The sequence below is a fragment of the Mesorhizobium sp. M7A.F.Ca.AU.001.01.1.1 genome (assembly GCF_004022735.1).
Taxonomy (GTDB): Bacteria; Pseudomonadota; Alphaproteobacteria; order Rhizobiales; family Rhizobiaceae; genus Mesorhizobium; species Mesorhizobium ciceri.
Genome location: NZ_RZPF01000135.1, coordinates 1 through 11,157, shown reverse-complemented (window position 1 = coordinate 11,157; position 11,157 = coordinate 1). Strand labels below are relative to the sequence as shown.

At 62.7% G+C, this 11,157-nt stretch carries 10 protein-coding genes; 3 read left to right on the top strand and 7 right to left on the bottom strand.

Features of this window, described 5'->3' with window-relative positions:
• On the bottom strand, nt 1-888 hold an 888-nt coding region (locus tag EN884_RS11080; protein ID WP_128360554.1), incomplete at its 3' end, for an ABC transporter substrate-binding protein.
• 258 nt (nt 889-1,146) lie between these two features.
• Between EN884_RS11080 and EN884_RS11075 the strand changes: the two genes are divergently transcribed.
• Entirely contained in the window at nt 1,147-2,118 is a 972-nt protein-coding gene (locus EN884_RS11075) for a sugar-binding domain-containing protein (RefSeq protein WP_027162947.1), read from the top strand.
• On the opposite strand, the gene EN884_RS11070 is transcribed toward EN884_RS11075, so the two are convergent.
• The 6 genes from EN884_RS11070 to EN884_RS11045 form a co-directional block, all read right to left on the bottom strand.
• Entirely contained in the window at nt 2,115-2,483 is a 369-nt protein-coding gene (locus EN884_RS11070) for a hypothetical protein (protein WP_013529317.1), read from the bottom strand. The two genes, EN884_RS11075 and EN884_RS11070, sit on opposite strands and share 4 nt — an antisense overlap.
• 114 nt (nt 2,484-2,597) lie before the next feature.
• Nucleotides 2,598-3,992, bottom strand: a complete 1,395-nt coding sequence (locus tag EN884_RS11065) for a pyruvate dehydrogenase complex dihydrolipoamide acetyltransferase (protein WP_127417394.1) — start codon at nt 3,990-3,992, stop codon at nt 2,598-2,600.
• A 3-nt stretch (nt 3,993-3,995) separates the two neighbouring features.
• A complete protein-coding gene (locus EN884_RS11060) occupies nt 3,996-4,994 on the bottom strand; it encodes an alpha-ketoacid dehydrogenase subunit beta (protein ID WP_027163140.1) in 999 nt (332 codons plus the stop codon).
• Complete coding sequence (locus tag EN884_RS11055; RefSeq protein ID WP_063169131.1) at nt 4,994-6,022, bottom strand: thiamine pyrophosphate-dependent dehydrogenase E1 component subunit alpha; 1,029 nt, start codon at nt 6,020-6,022, stop codon at nt 4,994-4,996. Before EN884_RS11055 ends, EN884_RS11060 begins: the two co-directional genes overlap by 1 nt.
• A 2-nt stretch (nt 6,023-6,024) precedes the next feature.
• Complete coding sequence (locus EN884_RS11050) at nt 6,025-7,353, bottom strand: NAD(P)H-dependent oxidoreductase (RefSeq protein ID WP_024503031.1); 1,329 nt, start codon at nt 7,351-7,353, stop codon at nt 6,025-6,027.
• A 461-nt stretch (nt 7,354-7,814) separates the two neighbouring features.
• Nucleotides 7,815-8,603, bottom strand: coding sequence for a 3-hydroxybutyrate dehydrogenase (locus EN884_RS11045; RefSeq protein WP_063169132.1), 789 nt, complete (start codon nt 8,601-8,603; stop codon nt 7,815-7,817).
• A gap of 223 nt (nt 8,604-8,826) precedes the next feature.
• Between EN884_RS11045 and EN884_RS11040 the strand changes: the two genes are divergently transcribed.
• Both EN884_RS11040 and EN884_RS11035 read left to right on the top strand, forming a co-directional pair.
• Nucleotides 8,827-9,573, top strand: a complete 747-nt coding sequence (locus tag EN884_RS11040; RefSeq protein WP_063169133.1) for an acetoacetate decarboxylase — start codon at nt 8,827-8,829, stop codon at nt 9,571-9,573.
• Between the two features lie 47 nt (nt 9,574-9,620).
• Nucleotides 9,621-10,781, top strand: coding sequence for a patatin-like phospholipase family protein (locus EN884_RS11035; RefSeq protein WP_024503027.1), 1,161 nt, complete (start codon nt 9,621-9,623; stop codon nt 10,779-10,781).
• Nucleotides 10,782-11,157 lie beyond the last annotated feature (376 nt).

Below are 11,157 nucleotides of genomic sequence, written 5' to 3'. Positions count from 1 at the left end.
CGGCAGCCATTCGGGGCGGCCGACCGAGGCGCGCGCCGGCAGATAGCCCATCGAAAGCGCAAGCTTCTGGCCGTCATCGGAAAGAATGAAGTCGACGAACTTCTTGGCGCCGTCGACATTCCTGGCGGTCTTCATGATGGCGACCGGTTCGGTCACTGCCGGCACACCTTCCGAGGGGAACACGAACTCGACCGGGGAACCCTTCTTCTTGGCGTTCATCGCCATGAAGTCGACCAGGATGCCATAGGGCTTTTCGCCCGATGCCACCGCCTTCAGCACCGCACCATTGCCGCGCACGCTGACGGTGTTGTTGGTCTTCAGCTTCTGGAAGAAATCCCAGCCATAATTGGCGTCGCCGACGAAGCCCGAAAGCAGGTAGGCGGCGGCACCCGAATAGAGCGGGCTCGGCATGACCAGGCCATCGGCATAGGCGGGCTTGGCAAGATCGGCCCAATGCTGCGGCTTCTCGGCCGCGGCGGTGTTGTAAACGATGCCGGTGGTGATCAGCTTGCTGCCGAAATAGGTCTTGTCGGCGTCATAGGCATCCGCCTCGATGCCATCGAGCTTTGCCTCGGGATAGGGCAGTAGCCGGTCGTCCTTCTTCAACAGCTCCATCGAGACCGCATCGGCGATCAGAAGCACGTCGGGCTGCGGGCTGCCGGCGGCAAACTCGGCCGCCATCTTGGTGAGGATGTCGCTCGTTCCGGAGCGATAGATATTCACATCGATACCCGGCTGCGCCTTCTTGAAGGCATCCACGGTCTTGGCCGCGTCGGCTTCCGGCTGGGACGTGTAGAGCGTCAGTATTTCGGCGTTTGCCACGCCGGCAAACAAAGTTGCCGCGAGCGCCAGCTGGCTGGCCAGCAGCTTGATGAAGTGCGTCTTCAATGAGACCTCCTGTCTTTCTGTGCATGACCGGTCCGGCTCTGGCCGGCTCCCCGTCTCTTCCTCCCTGCACGGCGCATATGACTGGTGGATGACACAGCGCGTGAAACCCACAAAATATGTTCATATGTACGATGTCAATTACAAATGAACAGAAATGTGCGACAATCGACACGCCGCAGATCCGGCATCAGTTGACATCCGGCCGGTATTTCCTTGATGAGCACCGGTCAGGCCACGGCTCATGAGGGACAGGAACCGATGACCACAGAAAAACCCAGACAGGCTCGCCTGCCGATGGTCTCGTCGGACCTTACCGTCAAGACGGCATGGCTCTACTATGTCGAAGGTTTCACCCAGGAACAGATTGCCGAAAAGCTCGATGTCTCCAGGGTGAAGGTCATGCGTACGCTGGCCTCCTGCACCGCCGAGGGCATTGTCGTCACCATGATCAACGCGCCGACCGCCGGGCAGGTGGCGCTCGAGCGGGGACTGGAAAAGCGCTGGGGTCTGAATGCCGCCGTCGTCATCCCGACGCCTTCGGCGCATGACCATCTGGAGAAAGCCATCGGCCATGCCGTCGCGGCCTATCTCGGCGAGCAGATGCAGGACGGCATGACGCTCGCCATCGGTGGCGGCGCGACCCTGCATGCCAGCCTCGGCTTCCTTGCCCGCCGGCAGTTGAAGCGTGCCTGTGTGGTGGCGCTCGTCGGCAGCCTGCCGCACTCGCAATGGATCAATCCGTCCATCGTTGCCGCCAAGGTAGCCGATGTCTTCGAGGTCGACAGCTACCAGATCACCGCGCCGGTCACGGTCGACAATTCCTCGCTGCGCGATCTCCTCTGGGCGCAGCCGACCCTGCAGGATGTACGCCAACGCGCGGCCGCCGCCGACATCGCGCTGCTCACCGTCGGCGACATGTCGCCGGACGCCACCATCTTCCGGCATGGCATCGTTCCGTCATCGCTGATCGCTCCGTTGAAAGCGAAGGGCGCGGTCGCCAACATGCTGTGCTATTTCGTCGATGCCAATGGCCGTTTGGTGGACCACGAGGTAAACGGGCGTGTCATGGCCATCGATCTCGATGTGGTCGGCAAGGTGCCGAATGTGGTTCTCGCCGCGGGCGGCAAGCGCAAGGTCGCGGCGATCCTCGCCGCACTGAAAGCCGTCGACACCAATGTGCTGATCACTGACAGCGATACCGCCACGGCGCTGCTTGCCAAGGGCGGTTAGATCAGCCCGCGCTCGCGCAAAAAATCCTCGACGCCGACATGGGTCATGGATTCGAATTCGGCGATCGCCTCGGCCACCCGCTTGCGCTGCGCCGCCAACAGTGTGAACACCTGCTTCATCTCGCCGGAAACACCAAAACGGCTCCACCGCTCGGCGATATGCGTGGGCAGACCGATGTCGGCGCAGAACGCGTCCAGACTGTCATAGCCGAGGCTGGCGACGAGCTGCCTGGTCTCCTCCGCCGACATGCGAGGCTCGAAGGCGTGGTCGTGCAGGCGCTGCGCCACCAGCTTGATGTCGGATGGCGACGCACCCATGACCTTGCCGAACAGGGTTTTGACGTCAGATGGGTCGAATGCAGGCATATTTGGCCTCCCTGGATCGCAATCCAGATAGAACATGGGTCAAGGGTCAGCGCCTGACAAGTCGTTTCTGTCGCAAGCCGGCGCATCAGTCGGCGCCGGCTTCTGCTTGGTGGATCAGACCAGCAGGCCCATCGGATTTTCAAGGAGGTTCTTGAAGGCGACCAGCAGTTCGGCACCCAGCGCACCGTCGACGGCGCGGTGGTCGGTCGACAGCGTCACCGACATCACGGTGGCTATTCTGATCTCGCCGTTCTTGACCACTGCCCGCTCCTCGCCGGCGCCGACTGCCAGGATGGTCGCGTGCGGCGGGTTGATGACCGCGGCAAAATCCTTGATGCCGAACATGCCGAGATTGGACACCGCCGTGGTGCCACCCTGATACTCTTCCGGCTTCAGCTTGCGGCTGCGGGCGCGACTGGCGAGATCCTTCATCTCGTTGGAGATGGTGGACAGCGTCTTTTCGTCGGCATGCCGAATGATCGGCGTGATCAGGCCGCCGGGGATCGACACCGCGACGCCGACATCGGCGTGCTTGTGCTTGACCATGGCGCTTTCAGTCCACGAGGCATTGGCATCCGGCACTGCCTTCAGCGCCATCGCCATCGCCTTGATGACCATATCGTTGACCGACAGCTTGTAGGCCGGAGCATCACCCTTGTCGGTCTTCTTCACCGGGGCTGCCGCATTGATCTGCGTGCGCAGCGCCAGCAGCGCATCGAGCTCGCAGTCGAGCGTCAGGTAGAAATGCGGAATGGTGGTCTTGGCCTCGACCAGGCGGCGCGCAATGGTCTTGCGCATACTGTCATGCGGGACAAGGTCGTAGGAGCCCTGTTCGAACAGTTTCAGGACCTGATCGTCCGACATCGCCTTTACCGGCGCGGCAGGAGCAGCAGCCGGCACGCCAGCCGGAGCCTTGGCGGCAGGCGCCGTCTGGGCGCCGCCACCGGCAATGGCCGCGTCGACATCGGCCCTCACCACCCGGCCATACGGGCCGGTGCCAGATACGGTCGAGAGGTTCAGGCCGGCCTCACGGGCCAGGCGCCGGGCAAGCGGTGTTGCACGGCCGGCCGATGGCGATTGGCCGATCTCCGCCCTTGTGGGGGAGATGCCAAGTGGCGGCAAAGAGGGTAGGGCAGAGGGGTGCGTGACAGAATGAGACGTTGGCGCGACAGCGCCCCCCTCTGTCGACTTCGTCGACATCTCCCCCGCGGGGGGGGAGATTGGCGCCTTGTCCTGCTTGGCCGCAGCAGCATCAGCCCCATAGGCCTCACCGTCGGCATAGATCCACGCCACGGCAGCGCCGACCGCAATATCGACACCCTCTTTGCCGGTGACATCGCGCAGGACGCCGCTGGCCGGCGCATCGATTTCCATCGCCGCCTTGTCGGTCTCGATCTCGAACAGCACATCGCCCTTCTTGACGTGCGCGCCCTCCTCGGCAAACCAGCGCGAGATCTGTCCGGTCGCCATGTCCATGTCGACCTTGGGAAGAATGACTTCGGTCGGCATGGTCTAGCGGACCCCTTTCACGAGGTCGCGCGCGGCGGTGATGATGTCCGGAATTTGCGGCACCGTCGCCTTCTCGAGTTCCGGATTGTAGGGGATCGGCGTTTCGGCGCCGCCCAGCCGCACGATCGGCGCGTCGAGATAGTCGAACGCTTCGCTCTCGGCGATCATGGCGCTGACCTCGGCGCCGATGCCCAGCGTCTTGACCGCTTCGTAGACGCATAGCAGCCGCGACGTCTTCTTGACGCTGTCGATGACGGTCTGCTTGTCCATCGGCCGGATGGTCCGGAGATCGACGACTTCGACGTCGATGCCTTCGCTCTCCAGCACGGCTGCCGCGTCGAGCGCCTTCTGCACCATGATCGAGGTGGCGACGATGGTGAGATCCCGGCCTTCGCGGCGGATATCGGCCTTGCCGATCGGCACGGTGTAATAGCCTTCGGGCACCGGTCCCTTCATCTTGTAGAGCAGCTTGTGCTCGAAGATCATGACCGGATCGGGATCGGCGACCGCCGCCAAAAGCATGCCCTTGGCATCATAGGGGGTCGCCGGCTGGATGACTTTCAGACCCGGCACATGGCCGAGCCAGGCTTCGAGGCTCTGGCTGTGCTGAGCCGCCGCACCGGTGCCGGAACCGGCGGGAAAGCGCATCACCACGGGAACAGAAACCTCGCCGCCCAGCATGAAGCGCATCTTGGCCGCCTGGTTGACAATCTGCTCCATGGCAAGCGTGGCGAAATCGGAAAACTGGAACTCGAAGATCGGCCGCATGCCGGTGAGCGCAGCCCCAACCGCAACGCCCGCGCCGCCCAGTTCCGAAATCGGCGTGTCGATGACGCGGTCAGCGCCGTAACGTTCGACCAGGTCGCCGGTGACCTGGAAGGCGCCGCCATAGACGCCGATATCCTCGCCCATCAGGAAAACGCGCTCGTCCATGTCCATGGCGATCGCCATGGCCTCCTGGATCGCCTGGGCGTAGCTCAGTTCACGCACCATCGCGTCCATCACGCCTGCTCCGTATACACGTAATTTCCCGTCTCGCTGATATCGGGCGATGGGCTCGCCTTGGCGAACTCGATGCCCTCGGCGATCTCTTGCGCCACGGCATCGCGAATGGCCTCGATGCCCTTGTCGTCGATGAAGCCGAATTCCCTGAGCTCGCTTTCGAACAGGGTGATCGGATCGCGGTTCGACATCCAGTCCTCGATCTCTTCCTTGGTGCGATAGCGGTTGCGGTCGCTCTTGGAATGGCCGCGATGGCGATAGGTCTTGGACTCGATCAGCGTCGGCCCCTCGCCGGCGCGGGCTCGGGCAACAGCCTGATGAGACGCCTCGGCGACCTCGGAGAAGATGTTGCCGTTGACGATGACGCCGGGCATCGAATAGGCGGCGGCGCGCTCGGCGATGTTCTTGACCGCGGTCGAGCGGGCTGTCGATGTCGACATGCCGTAGCCATTGTTCTCGCAGACGAAAATGACAGGCAGCTTCCAGACCGCCGCCATGTTTAGCGCCTCGTGGAAAGCGCCTTCATTGTTGGCGCCATCGCCGAAGAACGAGACCACGACCTTGCCGGTCTTCATCATCTTGGAGGACAATGCCGCCCCCACGGCGATCGGGATACCACCACCGACGATGCCATTGGCGCCGAGATTGCCCTTGCCGACATCGGCGATGTGCATCGAGCCGCCACGGCCCTTGCAGTAGCCTGTGGTCTTGCCGAAGAACTCGGCGAACATGCGCTTGACCTCGGCGCCCTTGGCAATGCAGTGGCCGTGACCGCGATGCGTCGAGGTGATCTGGTCATCCTCGGCAAGCGGCATGCAGATGCCCATGGCGCTGGCTTCCTGGCCGATCGACAAATGCATGGTGCCATGGATGAGGCCGCGCGTGTAGCACTCCTCCGCGCCCTCTTCGAAGCGGCGGATCAGGTACATCTTGTGGAGCACCTGCTTGAGCTGCTCGGCGCTGTACTGGCGGTAGACGAAGGGCAGATTGGCGCGACTGTCAGTGACGGCTTTGCTGGCTGTGGCCATGATCACGCTCCCACGGTCCCATAGACGAGCTTGTCCTGGCGAGCGCGCAGTTCGGCGATCTTGGAGCCCGCCGCGGGCGCTGCATTCGCGTAGGTTATGAGTTCGCCCTTCTTGATCGGCGCGGTGACCGAGCCGCCCTGCAGCAGGCCGCAGGGAATGGCCTTGGCGGCGCGCGCTTCAGGCGTCGTCATGATCCAGGCGCGGTAGCAATATTCGCCGATCGCATCGAGCTTCTCGCCGGGCTTCATGTCCTTCTTGGCCACGGCGGCCACTTCGGCCACCGGCTTGGCCAGCGGCACCATGTCGGCCTTGCCGTAGAGCACGACGCGCGCGCAGGTCAGCGGCACCTCGAGCGAGGTCAGGTGATAGGGACGATGGAAAGTGAAATACGGGCCTTTGCCCATCTTCAGATCTTCCATGCGCTCGGAGATGCGCGGATGCGACATGTCGGCAACGACGAAGACGCCGGGCGCGACACCCTTGCCGATCGAATAGTCGACGACGCCGACCTTCGACAGAACGCCGCCATCCTTCTGCGGCACCAGCACCTTGGACAGTTCGCCAAGCGTCGCCGCCGGGCCATGCATGCCAGCCTTGTCTGGAACCAGGCCGGTGGCATTGGCGATTGCCGCCATCTCGACCATGGTCTTGGAGCCGTCGACGAATTCGACCAGCATGCGGACATTCATGTGCCGGCGCTTGGCTTCCTCCTCATAGTCCGGGGGAATAGCGTCGATGTTGAGCGGATTGTTCTTGCCCTTGCCGGCGGCAACGATCGGGTGACCCATGGCCGAGACGAACTCGATCAGCTCCATGCAGGAGGACGGCTCATCGCCGGCGCCCAGTGAATAGGTGACGCCGAGCCGGTCGGCCTCGCTTTTCAGATAGGCGCCGATGGTGACGTCGGCCTCGACATTCATCATCACCAGATGCTTGCCATGCTCCATGGCGCGCAGCCCGATCTCGGCGCCAACGGCGGGAACCCCGGTGGCATCGATGACGACGTCGATCAGATCATTGTTGATGACAAGGTCGGCGTCGTTGGTGACCGCGACCTTGCCGGCTTCCATCGCCGACGTCATAGCCGAAGCATTCGACACTTCGCGCGCATGCCCGGTTTCCTGGAAAGCGATATCGACGGCCTTGCTGGCAGCCGGCAGGTTCAGTTCGGAAATGGCGCCGATCTCGATGCCCGACATATGGGCGACACGAGTGACGATGTCGGTTCCCATCTCGCCCGAGCCGATCAGGCCGATGCGGATAGGCTTGCCCGACTTTGCGCGTTCCTCGAGATCGCGGGCAAGACCCGTCAACGAAACATTGGAAGCCATACCGCTCGTTCCTCCCATAATGCAGGCTTGTTCGATTGCCTGACGGGTATTGAACATCTGTATTTCTGTCAAGACTAATGTCCATATTCCCGTGCTTTTTCGGACACTTTCACCGTAGTCCGGCGGGACGAGAAAGAGGCTGGGAAACCCGATGCCGCGCAGTCGCCGTCAGTGCGCGGATGGGCATCGGTTGGGATCGTTCAGCTCAGCCAACGGCGCAGCCTGTTGCGCTGCCGTGCAATAGGCCGGCACATGCGACTGGCGGCATCTTGGCCCTCGCGGGAAGTCCTGCTCAGTGCCCCGCGAAGCCTGCCGGAGGCGGGCAACCCGCCGCGTCGATCGCAAAATCATGGAAATGCACGACCACGCCATCCGCATCGATTAAGATCACGGCATAGCCGGGTGCTTTTCTGCCAGCGCCCAGCGGCACCAGCAGGCAAACGGAACGCTTGGATTACCCTCTACTGTGCCGTCCAGCCGCCATCCATCGGCAAGGTTGTGCCGGTGACCTGCCTGGCCGCGTCCGAACACAGGAACAGCGTCAGCGCGGCGAGCTCGTCGACGGTGACGAATTCCTTGGTCGGCTGGGCGGCGAGCAGCACATCGTGCTTGACCTGTTCCTCGGTCATGCCGCGCGCCTTCATCGTGTCGGGAATCTGCCTTTCGACCAGCGGCGTCCAGACATAGCCCGGCGCGATCGCATTGACGGTGACGCCGTCGAGCGCTGCTTCGAGCGCTACCGTCTTGGTGAGGCCCGCAATGCCGTGCTTGGCCGACACATAGGCCGACTTGAACGGCGAGGCGACCAGCGCATGCGCCGAGGCGGTGTTGATGATACGGCCCCATTTGCGCGTCTTCATGCCCGGCAGTGCCGCCTTGATGGCGTAGAACGCGGCGAGCAAATTGATGCGGATGATGGCTTCCCACTTGTCATCGGGAAACTCCTCGATCGGCGCGACATGCTGGATGCCGGCATTGTTGACCAGGATATCGAGACTGCCGAAGGCAGCCTCGGCCTCATGCACCATGGCGCTGACCGCCGCGCCATCCATCATGTTGGCACCGGAGTAGCGGCACTTGACGCCGAAATCCTTCTCGATGCCGGCGCGCTCGTGCTCGATGGCAGCCGCATCGCCAAGGCCGTTGATGGTGACATTGGCGCCTTCCACGGCAAAGGCGCGGGCGATGGCCAAGCCGATGCCGCTGGTCGAGCCGGTGACGAGGGCGTTCTTCGAAGACAGGAAACCCATGATGATCTCGCAAGAGGTGGGAGGGAACGAACGGGGCCGCCTTTGTGCGCCGCACCATGACAGTGCCATAGCCATATGTCGGTGCGATTACAGGGTTGAGACGGCCGTCGACAGGCCCCTTGGGCGGCTGTCAGGCGGCTGACACGGCACTGTCATGGTGCCGTGCAACATAATCCGGAGCGCATTCGCGCAGTCATTCCTGAACCAAAATGGGGCTACAGCCTTGCAGATCGCCGATGTCGTGAAGCGCGCCTATGCGATGCCGCTGACCAACCCCTCCTTTCCGCCCGGGCCGTACCGTTTCTTCAACCGCGAATACGTCATCATCACCTACCGCACGACGCGCGAGGCGCTAGAGGCTGTCGTGCCGGAGCCGCTGGAGATCGACGAGCCGCTGGTCAAATACGAATTCATCCGCATGCCTGACTCGACCGGTTTCGGCGACTACACCGAGACCGGCCAGGTCATCCCGGTGCGCTACAAGGGCCAGCACGGCGCCTACGTCCATTCGATGTATCTCGACGACGACGCGCCGATCGCCGGCGGCCGCGAACTGTGGGGCTTTCCCAAGAAGCTTGCCAATCCCAAGATCGTGCATGAAGGCGAGGTCATCGTCGGCACGCTGCACTATGGCAGCGTTCTGTGCGCCACCGGCACGATGGGCTACAAGCACAAGAAAGCCGATCACGGCTCTGTCCTCGCTTCGCTGGCCGCGCCCAATTTCCTGATCAAGATCGTCCCGCATGTCGACGGCACGCCGCGCATCTGCGAACTGGTCCGCTACCACCTCACCGACATCACGCTGAAGGAAGCCTGGACAGCGCCCGCCGCACTCGATTTGCGGCCGCACGTCATGGCCGACGTGGCGCGGCTGCCGGTGCTCGACATCGTATCCGCCGTCCACTTCACCGCCGACCTGACGCTTGGGCTGGGCGAAGTGGTTCACGATTATCTCGCCGACCGCACCTGAGCTGCACAAGCCTTTCAGAGCCCAAACAGAAGTCGGAGACCAAAGCCGTGCTCGAACGCAATCGCAACAAGGAGGCCACCGCCACCATCGCGGAGATCTCGGCGCAGTATGACCGCGTCGCGCTGGTGTTTCAGGGAGGCGGCGCGCTCGGCGCCTACCAGGCTGGGGTGTACCAGGCATTGGCAGAGGCCGGCTGCGAGCCGAGCTGGCTTTCCGGCGTGTCGATCGGCGCCATCAATGCGGCGATCATCGCCGGCAATGAATCGAGCCGCCGGCTGCAGCGCCTCGAGCAATTCTGGCAGACGATTTCGGGTCGCAAGATCTGGGCCTATACGCCGGAAGGCGACATCTACCGTGATATCCGCAATCGCACCAGTTCGTGGATGACCATGGTCATGGGGCAGCCGGGCTTCTTCAAGCCGCGCAATCCTAACCCCTGGATGGAGCAGCCCGGCGCCGAGGGCGCCACCAGCTTCTACGACACGGCCGAGCTGAAGGAGACGCTGCAAAGCCTGATCGACTTCGACATCCTCAACGACGGCAAGAAGCGGTTGAGCGTCGGCGCGGTCAACGTCCGGACCGGCAACTTCGTCTATTTCGACACCGACAAGGTCCGCATCGAACCGGAGCACATCATGGCCAGCGGCGCGCTGCCGCCGGCGTTCCCGTCGATCCGCATCGAAGGCGAATATTACTGGGACGGCGGCATCGTCTCCAACACGCCGCTGCAATATCTGCTCGACCAGGAAGAGGACCGTTCCTCGCTGGTTTTCCAGGTCGACCTGTTCAGCGCGCGAGGCGTCCTGCCGCGCAGCATGCCGGACGTGCTGTCGCGCCACAAGGACATCATGTATTCAAGCCGCACACGGCAAAACACCGACAATTTCAAACGCATCCACGGTCTCAAGATGCGCCTGCTCGATGCACTGAAACGGGTGCCGAAGGAGTTGCGGACGCCGGCCGAGGAAGCGCTGATCGAGGACTATTCGGACGCCGGCACCGTCAACATCGTGCACCTGATCTATCAGCACAAGGGCTATGAGGGTCACGCCAAGGACTATGAGTTCTCAGGCACCTCGATGCGCGAGCATTGGGAGACAGGGTTGGAGGACACGCAGCGCACCTTGCGCCATCGTGAGTGGCTGACGATGCCGACCAATGTCGACGGTGTGGCCATCCATGACCTGCATCGCGAAGACCCGACGTAGCCAGGCCGGTTATGCCCAACGGTTCAGCGTTGTTGGCCAGGATTCGTTTGAACGGCCATCGCCAACGCTCGAGATTGGCCGACGCCTCCAAACTTCGTCATCCTTGGGCGAAGCAGGAGCGAAGCTCCGTCGCGGAGACCCTGGGATCCATGCCGTGACCTTTGCCACGGAGTGCAGCGGAGCAGAATTCTGCACCGCGGCAACGCTCAGGAGTCGCGGCATGGATCCTATGGTCTGCGCCGCGTCGCTTCGCTCCCTGCTCCGCCACAGGATGACGAAGCGAAAGGCGTTTCGGCAATTTCCTAGGCATGTTCCACGTCAACAGAAACGAATACGTCTTCACCCCTTGAACGCAGTGCTCACTTAAAGGAAAAAG